The following is a 16,371-nucleotide window of genomic DNA, read 5'->3' on the forward strand; positions in this document are numbered from 1 at the left end:
CACGTCTTCGATCGGCATCAGGAACGGCTGGTCGATCGGACGTTCCGGGGTCGGAATGTAGTCGTCAACGGCGGCCATCAGCGAACGAACTGCGTCTTCGCCGAGTTCCTTCGAGGAATCTTCCAGAGCAGCAAGAGCCGAACCCTTGATGATCGGAACTTCATCGCCCGGGAAGTCGTACTTCGACAGAAGTTCGCGAACTTCCAGTTCAACCAGTTCGAGCAGTTCTGCATCGTCAACCTGGTCGCACTTGTTCAGGAACACGACGATCGCCGGAACGCCAACCTGACGGGCGAGCAGGATGTGCTCACGGGTCTGCGGCATCGGACCATCAGCAGCCGAAACAACCAGGATCGCGCCGTCCATCTGGGCAGCACCGGTGATCATGTTCTTCACATAGTCAGCGTGACCTGGGCAGTCGACGTGTGCATAGTGACGGTTTGCGGTTTCATACTCGACGTGTGCCGTCGAGATCGTGATGCCGCGGGCGCGCTCTTCAGGAGCCGCGTCGATCTGGTCATACGCCTTGAACTCGCCGAAAAACTTCGTGATCGCTGCCGTCAGCGACGTCTTGCCGTGGTCAACGTGACCAATCGTGCCGATGTTAACGTGGGGCTTCGTACGTTCGAATTTGCTTTTTGCCATCGCCGTTGTTCTCTTTGTTCTAGAACCGCTCAAGCGCCAGCACAAAAGCCTTTTTGGCTTCCGGGCCAGCATTTATGCCAAAACGGAACGGCGAACCGCCCGTCGATGATTCCTTACACGCCAAACCGCTCGATAAATTTGGAGCGGGTAGCGGGAATCGAACCCGCGTATTCAGCTTGGAAGGCTGCTGCTCTACCATTGAGCTATACCCGCGCACTCTTAACTCTATTCCGACAGTGGTGGAGGGAGTTGGATTTGAACCAACGTAGGCATAGCCAACGGATTTACAGTCCGTCCCCTTTAACCACTCGGGCATCCCTCCAGATATCACTATCAGCAGAGTCGAGCGACTAGGCATTTCTGCGGGTCTTCTGGCTGACTGCTGGGCCAGCCGTCGATCCGCGAGGGGCCTTATGACGATAAGCTTATCCCCTGTCAACAGGGTAAAAGCGAAAAGAATGCATGTCCGTCCACAACGTCGTGGAAAGAGCGCCTTCCGCACCCCCGCCCCATGGGGCTAAACGCTCTGTTTTCTCAGGAATTTCGAGCAGACAGAGACTTTTTGACAATCAGAACAGCCTGATAGCAATCGCAGGTGAAGTCGCTATCTTCCGTTCACTTAAAGAGTTATAAGCACGCCATGACCGATCAGAACTCACCCCGCACACCAAAAGATTCTCATTATGCACGCCTGCGTCGCCAGCATCGCGACCAGAAGGCCGTGACAGAAGGCAAATCACCGCGCAAGCCGCTGCGCCCTTCCATTTCCGCAAGCGCCGTGACCGAGGGAACCGTTCGGCTTTATGGCCTCCATACAGTCCGCGCAGCTGTGGAAAATCCAGAACGCAATATATTGCGCATGCGCGCGACACGAAACGGATTTGCCCGACTTGAAATTGGAGAGACGGCATCTCTTCCCTTCCCCGTCGAAATCGTTGATCCGCGAGATATCGACAAGGAAACCGGTTCCGAAGCCGTCCATCAAGGCGTTATGATCGAAGCGGAGCCACTGCGCGCCAGAAAACTGTCTGAACTGAAGGATAGCCCGCTGCTTCTCGTGCTCGATCAGGTGACAGATCCGCACAATGTCGGTGCCATCATGCGTTCAGCCGTCGCCTTCGGTGCTGGCGCGCTGATCACGACAAGCCGTCATAGCCCGCAGGAAAGCGGCGTTCTGGCTAAAGCTGCTTCCGGTGCGCTTGAAATGATCTCTCATATCGAAGTGCGCAATCTCGCCGAGGCGATCGAAGAGCTGCACAGCCTCGGATTCCAGACTATCGGCCTTGATTCGGAGGGGCCACTGGAAATGGAGGCCACCTTGTCCGGCGGACGAATCGCTCTTGTGCTTGGTGCAGAAGGCAAAGGCCTGCGTCAAAAGACGCGCGAAACCGTCACCGCGCTTGCCCGCCTCGACATGCCGGGCGCGATCAAATCGCTCAATGTTTCAAATGCGGCTGCTATCTCGCTCTACGCTGCAGAACGGTATCTCCGCGCACGTTGATTCGCCTGTAGAGGCTCTCCCGGCTGGCCTTTGCACCGGGAGAATGACTAAAAATCGGATCGCTCCGATTCAGGCTGTGGCGATGTAAGTGCGGATATCTTCCGCCTCGCGCTCAACATCTTCGATGCGTCGCTTCACGACGTCACCGATCGAAATGATTCCCACGAGCATTCCACCTTCTTCCACCGGCATATGGCGGAATCGGCTTCGTGTCATGATCTCCATCACCTGGTTGATGGTGTGATGTTCGCGGCATACCTGCACTTTTGCCGTCATCACTTCGGCAACCGGCATGCTCATAGCTTTGGTTTCTTGTGCCGCGACAGCATGCACAACATCGCGTTCAGAAAGAATACCCTTGATTCGACCGGCCTCGTCGCACACTACCAGCGCGCCAATCTTATGTTTGTTCAACATGGCGACGGCGTGGGATAGCGTATCAGCAGGCGCGATAACGACCACATCCCTGCCCTTAGTTTCGAGAATCGATCTTACGGTCATGCCAAAGTCCCTCCAAGATTTAGCACTCGCTGCCTCCGGCGTTCATAAGCCATTTGAAGCAGAACGCAGCTCCTCCCACCACGTTCCATGATGGTGCGCTCCAAACTACAGATTAGCAAGTGGCATCAAATGGGGAGAAGAGTTTGTCAAAGGTAAAAGAGTACCGAACCTAGCGCCTCAACACAGCATCATAGCTGCGTGGACGGTCGATCAGTGAAATACCGAAGAACCCAGCTATGAAACCGCCTATATGCGCTTCCCAGGCAATGCTGGAAAAATCCGCGCCACCGGTCGAATAAAGTCCGGTAACGATATTGATCAGGAACCAGACACCAACGAAGGTCAGAACGGGCTTCAATGTCAGAGTCAGCCCGATAGGAAGTACGGGGCCTGCAAATTCCGATCTGCGACCGTGACCGATGCGTCGGAAACCGTAGCGAGCGGCAGCACCCATCATTCCCGAAATCGCGCCTGATGCGCCCACCAAAGGCGAAACGCTTTCCGGGTAGATCGCATAATGGGTCAATCCAGCGAACACCGAAGTGAATATCCAGAAAACGATCATTCTTCCCGTACCTAGGCGTCCAGCGAGCGGAGAGCCGAAAGCCGCAAGCCAGATCATATTGACGGCGATATGGGCGATGCCCCCATGCATGAACGAATAGCTGATAAGCGTGAAAAGTGCAGCGGGATCACTAAACCCATCGGCAAGCGAGAACCGTGCCGGGATGAGCGCGAAATTCAGCATGAACTCGTAGTTCTGTTGCTCGCTTATAAGGTAGTTCTGATAGATATAGACCGCGACGCATAGGCCAATCAGAGCGAGAACAACGCCCGGAATATTGAATATCGGCTCACCACCGCCCGACCGGCGGTTACTGCCGTTCATTTCCGGCTGGGGAACACTCATGAACTGCTGCTTTCTATTTTATGCGAAGCACCGCAATCGGACCGAAGGAGCCTTTTGCGTCTGGTCGATGCATGTTGATAGGGCAGAATTTGTTAAAAATAAAGGCCGCCGGAGGTTCCCGGTCAGCCTTGACGCGAACATAAATCTTTCGCGAAATTTAATCTGGAGCTCAGAAAAACGCCAACCAAGTCAAAGCCTTCGTCTGATGTCTTATCAAAGCGCGTCTTTCTTTGCCGTGCAACCATTGCTTATTATTAACCTTAACGGACGAGCCCGGTGGATGAAGAAAGGGTTAAACTGGCATCCATGCTGTTAATACTATTTTAATGCGTTCAACGGCGGAGCCAGCCTCCGCGTACAACGGACAAATCAACGGCGTATGATGAAACACCGCAGTACGATCGCGATTTTTAGCGAATGGCAGCGCTTGGCCCGCACGGACAGTGGTTTCTTCCGTGCGCCGATGCGCGAGCAGATCGAACCTCGCAGGCTGGGGCGCCATTTGTCCGACTTGTTTTTCCTCGAAGCTGAAAAATATGGCGATTTATCGTTTCGTCTGGCAGGAACACGCATCTGCACCCTTTTCGGTCGCGAACTGAAGAACACACGGTTTCTTTCGCTCTGGTCCGAGCGGGATCGAGCGGCTCTTGGAGAAATGTCGGAGAATGTAAGTAAGCTGGAAGTCCCCGCGCTCGTTTCACATGTTGGAATCAGCATGACTGGACGAAGCCTCGGTCTGGAAATGTTTCTTGCTCCGCTTGAAGCGCCGAACGGTCAGATCAACCTTCTAGGCAGCATCGCCGTGCTAGATTCTGTCACATGGGTGGGAGCTGATCCAATCGTCCTCGGCCACCTGAATTCGGTCGAACCGATCGCTCCCGATCTGATTCTTGCTGATAACGTTCTAAAATCGGCTGCCATCACGGTAAACTCGCCGCGAGCAGCCCGGGAGTGGACTAATGTTCGCCTGACACAGCCACGGGAACATGCCGCTCCGAAATTGCGCCTCATAAAGGGCGGCAAAGCCTGACGCGGCATGAAGCGGATTGAAATCTGCGATTTCTCTTTATTGATGGCTACGGTATTGTAACGCGCAACGGGCGTGCCAAATTTCAAGATGGATCGACTTTGATGAACAGATTTGCCGCGGCATCCACTACAAGCAATGTGCGGCAGGAAAACTTCAACGCCGTGAATGTCGATCTCAACGGTCGCTACATGCTCGAAAATCGAAGCGAATTTCCCTGCATCATCAAGCGCATGTCACCCGGAACTGTTCTGATGAGTGGAATCGCAACGCCGCGCAACGGCGAACGGATCATCGCCTATATCGACCACGTGGGACGTATCGAAGGAATTGCCAACGAAGTCACATCGGAAGGTTTCCACATTCTGCTGTCGACGTCTGAACAGAAGAAAGACAAGCTTTCCGCACAGTTAACGTGGCTTGCCAACAAGCACGAACTCGCCCTACCGGAAGACCGCCGTCACGAACGCATCGTCCCGCGCAAGACCCAGCACAACGTTACTTTTGCCGACGGTGACCAAAGACTGTGCCGCATTACCGACCTTTCGCTTTCCGGCGCAGCCATAGAAAGCGAGTTCAAGCCCGCGATCAGGAGCGGCGTCATGCTAGGCCCCATCCGTGGAACCGTCGTCCGTCATTTTCAGGGCGGTTTCGCAATCGAATTCGCCACCGTTCAGACCAGCACCACACTGGACAATCTTTTCGGTTAAAAGCGTCCGCCCAAAAGATGAACACGCGTCAAGGTTACGGAATGGCAAACTGCAAAATGCCAGAAATCACGGAAAAGCCACAAAATCAGCCCGATTTGCCCCGAATTTGTCCGTTCGTTGACAAAAAGTTTCAGCGTTATTTTCAGTTTTAATCGAATTTGACTCGCATTTTCGCACGCAAATTTGCGTGCCTTCAAATTGTCTCGGTCATCTTGGTCTCCAACAGGGAGACAAAAGAATGACAAAGCAAACCATCATCGCAGCCATTCTGGTGCTGCTGGGAATCGGACTGGCAGAGGCAGCAAGCCCCGCCTCCAATTCACCATGGATGACGACCGGCGAACGCACTTCACAGCCCATTGGCCATTATGAATTCTGCGAGCGCTACAAGTCCGAATGCAACATCACCAGCCGCAACAGCAATATGCTGAAGCTCACCCCGAAAATCTGGAAACAGATCATCACGGTCAATTCGAGCGTTAATGAAAAAATTGCGCCGATGACCGATATGGAAGCCTGGGGACGCGAGGAATACTGGGAATATCCGACCACAGTGGGCGACTGCGACGACTACATGCTTTTGAAGCGTCGTGAGTTGATGGCGCTCGGCATCCCGGCAAATACGCTGCTTTTCACGGTGGTCCGCCAGCCAAATGGTGAAGGCCATGCGGTTCTGACCGTCCGCACCGACCGCGGCGACTTCATTCTCGACAATCTCAACACCCGCGTCCTCGCCTGGAACAAGACCGACTACACATATCTCAAGCGTCAGTCGACCACGAACACCGGAAGCTGGGTCTCGATCAAGAGCGACCGAGAACTCCTCGTCGGCAGCATCAAGAATTGATCAAAAGATAGATCGAACAAGGACGGGCCGTCAGCCTCCCTCTGACCCCGTCCTTGTTTCAGGCAGGTTCCAGCCCACGCATGAAGGACCGAGCCTTTTCGACATAATGCTCCGCAGAAAGCCTGAGTTTTTCGACCGCAGCAGCATCCAGTTCCCGCAGGACGCGCGCGGGCGATCCGACCACCAGCGAGTTGTCCGGTATTTCCTTGCCCTCGGTCACAAGCGCCCCTGCCCCAACGAGGCAGTTCTTTCCGATCTTCGCACCGTTGAGAACGATGGCTCCCATACCGATTAATGTGTTGTCACCAACCGTACAGCCATGAAGTATGGCCCGGTGTCCGATGGTGCACCCCGCACCGACTGTCAGTGGAAAACCGATATCTGTGTGCATGATGGTGTGTTCCTGAACATTGGTATCGTCGCCAATAGTGATCGGCTCATTGTCGCCGCGCAAAACAGCGCCAAACCAGAAACCGGCATTCTCACCAACGATAACCTTGCCAATCAGGGTCGCATCGGGCGCGATCCAGTTGCTGCTGCGGTCCACAAATAGCGGTTTGTGCCCGTTATAAGCATAAATCGGCATGTTTTTCCTCCATCAGCAAAATCGAATCGCCAAGCCGGTTCAAGCATTCATACAAGCACGACTTCACGCTCTGTTAACCATAAAAGACAGATATTCTTTTGCAATATCATCACCGTGACACCCATATGGAAACAGCACCCGATTACACAGCCTCGAAAATTGGGAACCGCCTCTTTGGCTGGCTGCTGTTGGCGATTATCGTTCTGATTCTGCTTTCAGTTGCCGTAAATGTCGGCGGACGTCTGCTGGGTCCGCTGATCGCGCGGGGTGGGCACTCTGACAATACGCACGCTTATGAAATCATCATAGCCAACAACGTCCTGTCGATTCCAGCCAACATGATCCGCTTTTCGAACCAGCGACGCGACGGAGTGACTGCGCGTCTGGATCTTTATGCGCGTTGGCCGGGCCTTACCGGTTACACGGAGCGCGACCGTGCCATATTCAACCTGCTCACTCCGAAGCGCCTTCTCATTTTCATGTCCATTGAGCAGCGCACCATGTCCCGCGACATGAGCGGGCGTTACCTGCCGATCTATGCCGAGCTGATAGACCTGAATGGGGAACCAGCCCCAGGAAACCTGACGGTGCACCGCTTTCTCGAAAACAGCGGTTATCAAGGCGAGGAACTGGTCATGTCCGATCCAGGCAGCGGCAAGCCGGATTTCGTTGCGCGATGCCTTGTGGACAGTGCTGCTGAGAGCTTCAATTCATGCGAGCGCGATGTCCAGTTCGGTCGCGACCTGCAGATACTCTATCGCTTCCCCCGCTCCATGCTTGGCGATTGGCAGTCGCTGGACAAGGCGGTTGTCGATTTTGCGAATGCGCATCTTCTGGGAAACGAAACGAAGCAGATCAACTGATCCTGTTGCCCAATCAGGTGCTGGAATCTGGACCGAGCTTTCTTTACGCGCCGCGTCTGTTCAGACTTAAAACGGACGCTCCAACCTATCGCATTTTCCAACATCGATCCCGATTTTCAGCCCGATGCCGTCGTCATGTCTGAATAATAAAACGCCCTCTCCATTGGAAAGGGCGTCGAAAGGCATTCCTGCCCGACATCAGCGTCCTTCGAGACGCGATTTCCGTGAGCGATCAAAGATCGACGTCGAGAATGGCCATAGAGAAATTGTAGGAGAGTTCGCCTTCATCCTCGTCCTTATAGACGAGGCCCAGAAATTCGTCGTTGAGGTAAAGCTCGGCGGAGTCGTTCTTGCGCGGACGCGCCTTCACCTGCAGGCCGGGATTGTTGAAGGTCCGTTTGAAATAGGCGTCCAGCTTTTTGAGTTCTTCGGGTTTCAACCGGCTTCTCCTGATATTGAATTGAGCCGGTTTATTGCACCCGGCCATTTCCTATGTAAACCCCCGGCAAAGCAGTGCCAAAGGGTTGTGGGCAGTTAATAGCTTCTTTTGACAGAATATAGGCCGCATACCGGAAAAAACCAGCAAGCGGCCCGTCCAGCCTGCAACGAAACGGCGTGTCGCCTAAATTCCTTCGCCCAGCATCTGGTCCATGACACGGGAAGGTTCGGCGCAGCCTGTATCGCCGATGATACGGGCCGGTACACCGGCAACCGTAACATTGTTCGGTACGGGTTTCAGAACCACCGAACCGGCTGCAATTTTGGAGCAGTGTCCGACCTCGATATTGCCGAGAATTTTCGCGCCAGCACCGATCAGCACGCCATGGCGGATTTTCGGGTGGCGGTCGCCGCTCGATTTCCCTGTGCCGCCAAGTGTGACACCGTGGAGGATCGAAACATTGTCTTCGACCGAGGCCGTTTCGCCGACAACAAGCCCGGTCGCATGATCAAGGAACAGGCCGCTGCCAAGCCGCGCGGCTGGATGAATATCGGTCTGGAAGATCGAGGACGAACGGCTCTGAAGATAATAGGCAAAATCCTTGCGTCCTTCATTGTAGAGCCAATGCGCCAGACGATGGGTCTGAATCGCATGAAAGCCCTTCAGATAAAGGATCGGGTCCATAAAGCGGCTATAGGCCGGATCGCGATCATAAACCGCCTGAATATCGACGCGCACAATCTGCGACCAATCCGGATTGGCAGCCAGCATGGCATCAAAGGTCTGGCGCAAAATATCGGCGCTCAGATCGGCATGACCGAGACGCTCGGAAATCCGATGCATGACCGCATCTTCAAGGCTCGGCTGATTGAGGATCGTGGCGTAGAGAAACGTACCCAGCACGGGGTCGTTCTTGGCTGCTTCCTCCGCTTCGGCACGGACAGAATGCCAGATGGGATCGACCTGGCCCAGACCGGGGGTGGCTTTCGCTGATGTGCGAACGGACATATGCATACTCCAGTTTTGCACCGTGGAAGGGGAGACGGCAGTCGAACTTCCCGCTCAGCCCTTGCACCGCAATACGAGCTCGGTGCGCAGCATAACTTAAAATGCTTTACCTTGACACAGCTGAATTTGACGCGCCCCTTAAGTGCGCTCTTTGTGCAGGATCAAATCCCTATAAAAGTGGATTTTCTTTTAGAAACTGCAACACCGCCTGCTTGTAAACTTTGTCACCCACCGCCAGCATATGGTCGCGACCCGGAATATCGACGGCCCGTCCATTTGGCAGAAGATCGGCGAGTTCCTGCGCGCTGCCAGCAATATCGTCCGTCGTGCCGACAGCCACGAGAACAGGCTGGATAATGCGTGCTATCGCGGCAGCTGAAACCAACTCCTTGGAAGTAATCACACAAGCCGCAAGGGCGATACGGTCGCTCTTGGTCTGATCGGCAAATTTGCGGAACATCTGTCCACGTGGATGGGTGATCGTGGTTGGGTCTTCTGCAAGCAGCGCCTCACCGATCGGCTCCCAATCGCCAGCGCCCGTCACCATACCGATGCCAAGGCCACCAAAAACAGCGCTCTGAACGCGCGCGGCATGTTCAATTGCCAGAAATGCGGAAATGCGCGCGCCCATCGAATAACCCATGACGTGGGCTCTTTCGATCCCCAGGTGGTCTAGAAGTGCTGCAGCGTCTGACGCCATTTTGGTGGGCGTGTATTCATCCGCATCATGGGGTTTCGCTGAAAGTCCATGCCCGCGATTATCAATGGCAATGACGCGATATCCAGCTTCGGTCAGCGTACGGAACCAGCCGGGCGAAACCCAGTTGACGAGACTCGAAGACGCAAAGCCGTGAATGAGCAGGATCGGATCGCCTTCTCCGTCCTGACGGTATGCCAGACGCAAGCCATCATGTTCGAAATATTCGATGTCGAGGGCACTCACCTGTCTATTCCTTTTAATCGTATTGTCTTGATATCAAGACTTGCACGCACTGCAGATCACGCGATGGATAGCTTTGTCACCAAGCTTTATACCAGTCCGTTTGACCGTACCGGCCAGAAGTTCAACGACATACGCCGCTGGAACTTCAGATGAAATGATATTTTCGGAGAAGGGCACTGCATTTTCGTGAATAGCCGATACACGCCCCTTATCGTCAAGAAAGACCATATCGAGCGGCAGCGGCGTATTCTGCATCCACATCATAATCCGGCGCATTTCGCCAAACACGAAGATCATCGCCCGATCCTTGGGAAAGTCCGTACGCCACATCAGGCCGCGCATACGCGCATCCTCGCTTTCTGCCACTTCCAGCGCAAAATTCACCTTATTGCCACTGGCGGTGATGAATGTCAGCGGTTCCTTGTCTACCGGCAGCCGCATCGGCTGTGTTTCATCGGCCTGAGCTGCGAATGCGAAGAAAACAAATGCTAAAGCAAGAAAAATGCGGCCCATACCCTGCCCAATCAGATTAACAAACACGCTCGAAACCTATCAATGGGACAGGATGACGACAAGACCACCCAGGCCGCACAAAGCGACCTTCACCTGCTTGTTACAAGAATTGAGATTTTGGCGTGTTCTAATGGGAAACCGGGATTGCTGTGCCAATATCCGGGTGGATTTCAGCAGCCATCAGGCCCTTGTCACCCTCACCGAAACGGATGAGCACGACCTGACCCGGTCGAAGTTCCATCATGCCGAAACGACGCAGCGTTTCCATGTGAATGAATATATCTTCCGTCCCTTCACCGCGCGTCAGGAAACCGAAGCCCTTGGTGCGGTTAAACCACTTGACGATCACCCGCTCAAGGCCGCTAGACGGTGTAACAGTCACATGGGTGCGCTGCGGTGGCATCTGCGCCGGGTGAACAGCGGAAGAAGTATCCATCGACAGGACGCGGAAACATTGCAGGCCGCGATCACCATTGCGCACCTCACAAACGATGCGCGCACCTTCCAGAGCAGTCTGAAAGCCATCGCGACGCAGTGACGTCACATGAAGAAGAACATCATTGAGGCCCGGCTGGTCTGGAACAATGAAGCCGTAGCCTTTTGCTACGTCGAACCATTTGATATGGCCCGATACTTCGATGATATCGCCCAACTCGTCCGAGGCGTGCTGGCTGTGAAACTGGTCATTTGACACAGACTTGTCCGCCATGCGTTCGCCCCTCCTCTGTTCTTCTGTTGCGATTCCGACCTGATTCTTGTCCAAAGAATAACACTTCCTTAACCGGAGGCGGCAAGCCCAAACTTGCGTTCGTCCCCATGAAGACTACAGACTTCACAGTTTCATGGTTACTTTTCCCGGCCCGACAACAATTTGAAACTGCCCCACCCCCTGAAATATGGCCGGTCACCGAATTGGCAATGATATATCCGGGAGATTTCCGGTCACATCTGCCGCTCAAAGTTTTTGAACGTCACTCTGTCCGTGATAGCCTGATGTTCACTCTCCGACATCGGATTCGACGTAATTGTGTTGTCCGAACGTCAGCCGCCCGAATTACAACAGCCTAGGAAAAGACTATGCGCTATCTGCACACGATGGTCCGAATTCGCGACATCGACGAATCTCTCGATTTTTATGTAAACAAACTCGGCCTTGAAGAAATCCGTCGCACCGACAATGAAAAAGGCCGCTTCACGCTGATCTTTCTCGCAGCTCCCTCCGATACGGACCGGGCAAAGGCAGAGCGGGCACCGGAACTTGAGCTCACCTTCAACTGGGACCCGGAAACCTATACCGGCGGGCGGAATTTCGGCCATCTCGCCTATATGGTCGATGACATCTATGACACGTGCCAGAAGCTGCAGGATGCAGGTGTCACCATCAATCGTCCACCGCGTGACGGACATATGGCCTTCATCAAGTCGCCCGATGGTATCTCCATTGAGCTGATCCAGAAGGGTGACCGTCTGGCTCCACAGGAACCATGGGCTTCCGCCGAAAACGTCGGTAGCTGGTAACAGAGCCGTCTCCCGAAAGTGAGAACCGGTTTCGGGAAAAAACATGCGCAAACAAAAAGCCCGGTCGCGAGACCGGGCTTTTTCAATACTGAAAGGTTATTCCGTTCCCTGAATGGCTGCGAGAAGCCATTCCCCACCATCTGTACGCGTGAACGTCCAGAATTCGACGCTTTCGACCGGCTCATCAGGATTGCCTTCAACGACTGCACCGGTATTGCGGTCCAGCATCACGTCGATCGCCGAATAGCGGATTGCAACGGTTGCGTATTCAACATTGCCTTCGCGCCAGGCTTCGGAAACATCGCCCTGCAACAGTTTGACGTCCTTCACTTCATTGCGCATGCCGCTGGAAGCGATCTCGCCCAGTTCTTCGGCCAGATAGGACATGGCTTCTGGCGTGGCAAGCTTGCGCAGCGCTGCATAATCCTCACGGCCATAGGCAGTCTGGACTTCAGAAAGCATCTGTTCAAAACGATCCAGATCCTCTTGGCCGACGTCCATCGGCTCATCTTCGACTGCCGGGGCGGCAGGCGTTACCGGAGTGCCTGTCTGCTTGGTCTCGAACGGGTTCACTGATGGCGTGCGGCCGCCAGAACCGGCCTGAGAGCTGGCACGAGAACTGGCTTGCGGTGCTGCGGTCTTTGCCGCACCGAAAGGCTGTGCACCTGCGTTGCCAGCGCCTGCCGCAGCCGGCTGGCGGCGATTTGCGAACATGCGCATGACGAACATTGCAATGAGCGCAATCACGGCGACCTGCAGGATCAGCCCGAACATACCGGCAAGACCGCCAAGACCATTACCGAGCAGCATGCCGATCAGACCACCGACCAGAAGACCACCCAACATGGAACGACCGAAATTTCCGAACATGCCGCCGGAACGCTGCGCCTGCGCGGCATTCTGTGCACCTGCGGCACCCGGACGGTTGGTCTGGGTCGCACCGGTATTCGGCGTCATGGAACGTTCCATCGGGGCAGCGTTGTTAGGTGCGGTGCGTGTTGGCGCTGGCGCCTGATAGGTACGCGCGCCTCGGCTGCCGAAACCGCCACCGCCCGCGCGGCGAGCCTCGGCGAAATCAACCGCAGCAAAAGTGGCAATCAAGCCCAACACCATCGCAGCAGTCAGTTTGGTCAGGCGGCTTCCAGAACCCGGCATCGGTTTCTCCACTTAGAGTCATGTTTGAATGTTTAAATGCACATATGGGAATTCGCCCCCTCGCCTCACAAGAGCGTGAAGACAAAAAATACAGAAATTTCAAATAGACCCAGAATTGTTAAACGGGCGACGCCGCATCCAGAATCTGTATCTGAGGCGTGACGGAGCCATTCCAATGATTGAGCGACAGATTGCCTGCCACATGCACGCTCTGGCCGATATTGTTGAAGAGGAAGCGCCCCAAGTCACCCTCAGCCGCCCGGAAGGCTATGGCGTTGACGCGCTTTCCGTCCGCACCACGCAACGCAACGCGCACATGATCTCGTCCGACGCCGCGCACATCAACCAATACATGATGCGGCAGCGCCAATATTGGCTGCGGATGCGCCGAACCGTATGGGCCAGCCTTCTGCAAGGCTTCATAGAGCGATACCGTTGCGCCCGACGCAGCCAATGCACCGTCGATAGACAGGCTCTGGTTTTCACGCAGGCGCGAAACGATATGCGCCGATTCTTCTTCGAGATAAGCGCGCAACGCACCAAGATTGCTGCGCTCGATGGTGATGCCAGCCGCCATGGCGTGGCCGCCCCCCTTGACGAGCAGTCCCCGCTCCATCGCGCCCCGGACCAGTTTGCCCAGATCAAGCCCCATGATGGAACGACCGGAACCCGATCCGACACCATTGGCGTTGAAAGCAATGGCAAAGGCGGGCCTGCGGGCCTTTTCCTTGAGCCTTGAGGCCAGCAACCCGACGATACCCGGATGCCAGCGGTCACTTGCCGTCACGATCACCGATGCACCTGCACCGCCAGAGATTTCCAGCGAAGCTTCAGCTTCGGCTTCCATAAGCATCTCGGCTTCCATCGCCTGACGCTCCTGATTGAGCCGGTCGAGTTCCACAGCAATACGATCCGCTGTTGCAGGATCATCCAGTGTCAGCAGTCGAGCGCCAAGCCCCGCATCGCCGATGCGCCCGCCAGCATTGATACGTGGTCCGATGAGATAGCCTAGATGAAAAACATTAAGCGGCTCGCCGATACGGGCAACGCGTGCCAAGGCAGCAAGCCCAACATTGCTCTGCGAACGCGCAACAACCAGCCCTTTGACCACGAAAGCGCGATTGACGCCGGTTAACGGCACAACATCGCAGACAGTTGCAAGCGCCACGAGATCGAGCAGGGAAAGCAGGTCAGGGCCCGGGCCCTTGCCGCGTTCGCGCAAGATTTTGCTCACCTGTACCAAAGTCAGGAAGACAACGCCCGCAGCACAAAGGTGCCCCTGCTGCGAAATATCGTCCTCGCGGTTGGGATTGACGATAGCCACCGCATCTTCCGGCAGATCGCCACCGACCTGATGGTGATCGAGAACGACAACATCCGCCCCTGCCTGCCTGGCAGCCGTGATGGACGGTGCACTGTTGGTGCCGCAATCGACCGTAACGATAAGGGTCGCACCCTTGGCCACCAGATCGCGCATGGCATCTGGATTGGGACCGTACCCTTCAAAAATCCGGTCGGGAATATAGATGGAGTGCTGAATGCCATAATGTTTGAGAACACGCGCCATCAGGGCAGAAGAACATGCCCCATCGACATCGTAGTCGCCGAAAATAGCCACAGTCTCGCGGCGCAGAATGGCATCGGCAATCCGCCCTGCCGCATTCTCCATATCGGTGAGCGTCGCCGGATCGGGCATGAGGTTGCGCAGCGTCGGATCGACGAATTCCGGCGCGCCTTCAACCGACACCCCCCGCCCGGCAAGCACGCGGGCAACCAGATCTGAAATGCCGTGGTGCTGTGCAATGGCAAGCGCCGTATTGGCCTCACGCAAGCCAAGCCGGTCGACCCATTTCTGTCCGGTTGCGGATTGTTTTATTCCGAGGAAAAAGCGATCTGTCGTCATGATCCCTTAAAGACACAAAAGGCGGCACCTTGGCAATGCCGCCTGCAATTTATCGGCACGCAACTCGCCTCAGTTCGTGCGGGCAGCCCTCGCCAGCCCCTGCGCCACAAGCCGGTTGACGACTTCCGGATATCTGATGCCGCTGATCGCCATCACCTTGGAATACATGCTGATATCGGTAAAACCGGGAATGGTGTTGATCTCGTTGAGAAGGAAGCGCATGTCGGTCGTGACAAAGAAATCAACACGCGCCATGCCGTCACAACCGAGTGCCAGAAATGCTTTTGCAGCGACGCCACGCATTTCATTCTCGATTTCTTGCGGCAGTTCGGCGGGCACTTTCAGCGCAGCGCCATCCGCGTCGATATATTTGGCATCGTAGGTGTAAAAGCCGTGGCTTTCCGCCGGAACGATTTCCCCGGTTCGCGAGACGAACAGGCCACGATTTTCGTCTTCAAGAACACCGCATTCTATCTCGCGCCCCTGAATGAACTCTTCCGCCAGAAGCTTGTCGTCATGGCGAAAACCTTGGGAAAGCGCATGATCAAAATCTGCTTCCGTCTGCACCTTGCTGACGCCGACCGAAGACCCCTGCCGTGCAGGCTTGATGAAAATGGGCAGGCCCAGCGCCTCTTTCAATTCATTGAAAGACGGGGCCGCATGGCGTGTGATCGTCACTGCACGAGCCACCGGAATACCCGCTTCCCTCAGCAGGCGCTTGGCAATATCCTTGTCGAGCGCATTGGCCGATCCACATATACCGCAGCCCGCCAGCGGCACACGCGCAACTTCCGTCAACCCCTGCACGCTGCCGTCCTCGCCATGCAGACCGTGCAAGACCGGAAAGACGACATCGATCTTTGCAAGCTCATAAGGCGTCCCGGTTGCGGGAATCGCGATAGCGCGCCCTCTCCCGCCCGGAAGTAAAGAAATCTCCGTGCCTTGCGACGGACGCGCCAGTTCACCATCGGTAAAACGCGTCAAAAGCCACCGGCCCTCACGCGTAACGAACACAGGAACAGCTTCGTATCTGGCCGCATCCAGCGCTTTCATGACATTCGTTGCGGAAAGGATCGACACATCATGCTCGGCGGAACGTCCGCCAAAGAGTACGGCTATACGCAGCTTGTTCGACGTTCCGGTCATGCCCGCTCCAAATATCCATGGTTGTAGAATTGCACTTAGTCCCGAACAAAATGACAAATCTTGGACCGTTCTGGAAAGGACCATAAAATGCAAATCCCGAAAAGCGCAGGGCTTTCCGGGATCGGAATTCCATCGTTAGTTTTAACGCTATGAAGT

The 16,371-nt window shown here is 55.2% G+C and carries 18 protein-coding genes and 2 tRNA genes; 6 read left to right on the top strand and 14 right to left on the bottom strand.

Annotation, left to right across the window (positions count from 1 at the left end; genetic code table 11):
• The 3 genes from FJQ48_RS16920 to FJQ48_RS16935 all read right to left on the bottom strand — a co-directional run.
• Positions 1–645 (bottom strand): GTP-binding protein (locus tag FJQ48_RS16920; RefSeq protein ID WP_139976333.1); only part of this gene is annotated, 645 nt, incomplete at its 3' end.
• 139 nt (positions 646–784) lie between these two features.
• Positions 785–858 (bottom strand) — tRNA-Gly (locus FJQ48_RS16930).
• A gap of 24 nt (positions 859–882) precedes the next feature.
• Positions 883–967 (bottom strand) — tRNA-Tyr (locus FJQ48_RS16935).
• Between the two features lie 318 nt (positions 968–1,285).
• Here FJQ48_RS16935 and FJQ48_RS16945 point away from each other — a divergent pair.
• The gene (locus FJQ48_RS16945; RefSeq protein WP_139976087.1) at positions 1,286–2,146 is read left to right on the top strand and encodes an RNA methyltransferase; all 861 of its coding nucleotides are present in this window, start codon (positions 1,286–1,288) and stop codon (positions 2,144–2,146) included.
• A gap of 69 nt (positions 2,147–2,215) precedes the next feature.
• On the opposite strand, the gene FJQ48_RS16950 is transcribed toward FJQ48_RS16945, so the two are convergent.
• Both FJQ48_RS16950 and FJQ48_RS16955 read right to left on the bottom strand, forming a co-directional pair.
• On the bottom strand, positions 2,216–2,647 hold the full coding sequence (locus FJQ48_RS16950) for a CBS domain-containing protein (protein ID WP_139976088.1): 432 nt from the start codon (positions 2,645–2,647) through the stop codon (positions 2,216–2,218).
• A gap of 169 nt (positions 2,648–2,816) precedes the next feature.
• Positions 2,817–3,557 (bottom strand): rhomboid family intramembrane serine protease, encoded by a 741-nt coding sequence (locus tag FJQ48_RS16955; protein WP_139976089.1) that lies wholly within the window; start codon positions 3,555–3,557, stop codon positions 2,817–2,819.
• A gap of 382 nt (positions 3,558–3,939) precedes the next feature.
• Between FJQ48_RS16955 and FJQ48_RS16960 the strand changes: the two genes are divergently transcribed.
• From FJQ48_RS16960 to FJQ48_RS16970, 3 genes are all read left to right on the top strand, one after another.
• Positions 3,940–4,587 (top strand): PAS domain-containing protein, encoded by a 648-nt coding sequence (locus tag FJQ48_RS16960; RefSeq protein ID WP_139976334.1) that lies wholly within the window; start codon positions 3,940–3,942, stop codon positions 4,585–4,587.
• A gap of 101 nt (positions 4,588–4,688) precedes the next feature.
• Entirely contained in the window at positions 4,689–5,294 is a 606-nt protein-coding gene (locus tag FJQ48_RS16965) for a PilZ domain-containing protein (RefSeq protein WP_139976090.1), read from the top strand.
• A gap of 238 nt (positions 5,295–5,532) precedes the next feature.
• The gene (locus FJQ48_RS16970) at positions 5,533–6,141 is read left to right on the top strand and encodes a transglutaminase-like cysteine peptidase (protein ID WP_139976091.1); all 609 of its coding nucleotides are present in this window, start codon (positions 5,533–5,535) and stop codon (positions 6,139–6,141) included.
• Between the two features lie 58 nt (positions 6,142–6,199).
• Here FJQ48_RS16970 and FJQ48_RS16975 read toward each other — a convergent pair whose 3' ends face one another.
• A complete protein-coding gene (locus FJQ48_RS16975; RefSeq protein ID WP_139976092.1) occupies positions 6,200–6,727 on the bottom strand; it encodes a gamma carbonic anhydrase family protein in 528 nt (175 codons plus the stop codon).
• A 125-nt stretch (positions 6,728–6,852) separates the two neighbouring features.
• Here FJQ48_RS16975 and FJQ48_RS16980 point away from each other — a divergent pair, with 125 nt between their 5' ends.
• Positions 6,853–7,590, top strand: a complete 738-nt coding sequence (locus tag FJQ48_RS16980; RefSeq protein ID WP_139976093.1) for a hypothetical protein — start codon at positions 6,853–6,855, stop codon at positions 7,588–7,590.
• A gap of 232 nt (positions 7,591–7,822) precedes the next feature.
• Here the strand turns inward: FJQ48_RS16980 and FJQ48_RS16985 are convergent, their stop codons facing one another.
• The 5 genes from FJQ48_RS16985 to FJQ48_RS17005 all read right to left on the bottom strand — a co-directional run bounded on the left by FJQ48_RS16985 (position 7,823) and on the right by FJQ48_RS17005 (position 11,202).
• Complete coding sequence (locus FJQ48_RS16985) at positions 7,823–8,029, bottom strand: DUF3126 family protein (RefSeq protein WP_010659890.1); 207 nt, start codon at positions 8,027–8,029, stop codon at positions 7,823–7,825.
• 183 nt (positions 8,030–8,212) lie between these two features.
• Positions 8,213–9,037, bottom strand: coding sequence for a serine O-acetyltransferase (gene cysE, locus FJQ48_RS16990; protein ID WP_139976094.1), 825 nt, complete (start codon positions 9,035–9,037; stop codon positions 8,213–8,215).
• Between the two features lie 169 nt (positions 9,038–9,206).
• Entirely contained in the window at positions 9,207–9,980 is a 774-nt protein-coding gene (locus tag FJQ48_RS16995; protein ID WP_139976095.1) for an alpha/beta hydrolase, read from the bottom strand.
• Between the two features lie 33 nt (positions 9,981–10,013).
• Complete coding sequence (locus tag FJQ48_RS17000) at positions 10,014–10,493, bottom strand: DUF192 domain-containing protein (protein WP_139976335.1); 480 nt, start codon at positions 10,491–10,493, stop codon at positions 10,014–10,016.
• A gap of 127 nt (positions 10,494–10,620) precedes the next feature.
• Positions 10,621–11,202 carry a cold-shock protein gene (locus FJQ48_RS17005; RefSeq protein ID WP_139976096.1) on the bottom strand — a complete coding sequence of 194 codons (582 nt, stop codon included), beginning with the start codon at positions 11,200–11,202 and terminating at the stop codon, positions 10,621–10,623.
• Between the two features lie 368 nt (positions 11,203–11,570).
• Here FJQ48_RS17005 and gloA point away from each other — a divergent pair, with 368 nt between their 5' ends.
• The gene (gloA, locus tag FJQ48_RS17010) at positions 11,571–12,011 is read left to right on the top strand and encodes a lactoylglutathione lyase (protein WP_139976097.1); all 441 of its coding nucleotides are present in this window, start codon (positions 11,571–11,573) and stop codon (positions 12,009–12,011) included.
• A 96-nt stretch (positions 12,012–12,107) separates the two neighbouring features.
• On the opposite strand, the gene FJQ48_RS17015 is transcribed toward gloA, so the two are convergent.
• From FJQ48_RS17015 to FJQ48_RS17025, 3 genes are all read right to left on the bottom strand, one after another.
• Complete coding sequence (locus FJQ48_RS17015; RefSeq protein ID WP_139976098.1) at positions 12,108–13,166, bottom strand: Tim44 domain-containing protein; 1,059 nt, start codon at positions 13,164–13,166, stop codon at positions 12,108–12,110.
• 118 nt (positions 13,167–13,284) lie between these two features.
• Positions 13,285–15,069: a single-stranded-DNA-specific exonuclease RecJ gene (gene recJ, locus FJQ48_RS17020; RefSeq protein ID WP_139976099.1), complete on the bottom strand. Its 1,785-nt coding sequence runs from the start codon at positions 15,067–15,069 to the stop codon at positions 13,285–13,287.
• A gap of 69 nt (positions 15,070–15,138) precedes the next feature.
• Entirely contained in the window at positions 15,139–16,215 is a 1,077-nt protein-coding gene (locus FJQ48_RS17025; protein WP_139976100.1) for a D-alanine--D-alanine ligase family protein, read from the bottom strand.
• Positions 16,216–16,371: the final 156 nt, after the last annotated feature.

Origin of the sequence: Ochrobactrum sp. CGA5, assembly GCF_006345815.1 — a bacterium.
Taxonomy (GTDB): Bacteria; Pseudomonadota; Alphaproteobacteria; order Rhizobiales; family Rhizobiaceae; genus Brucella.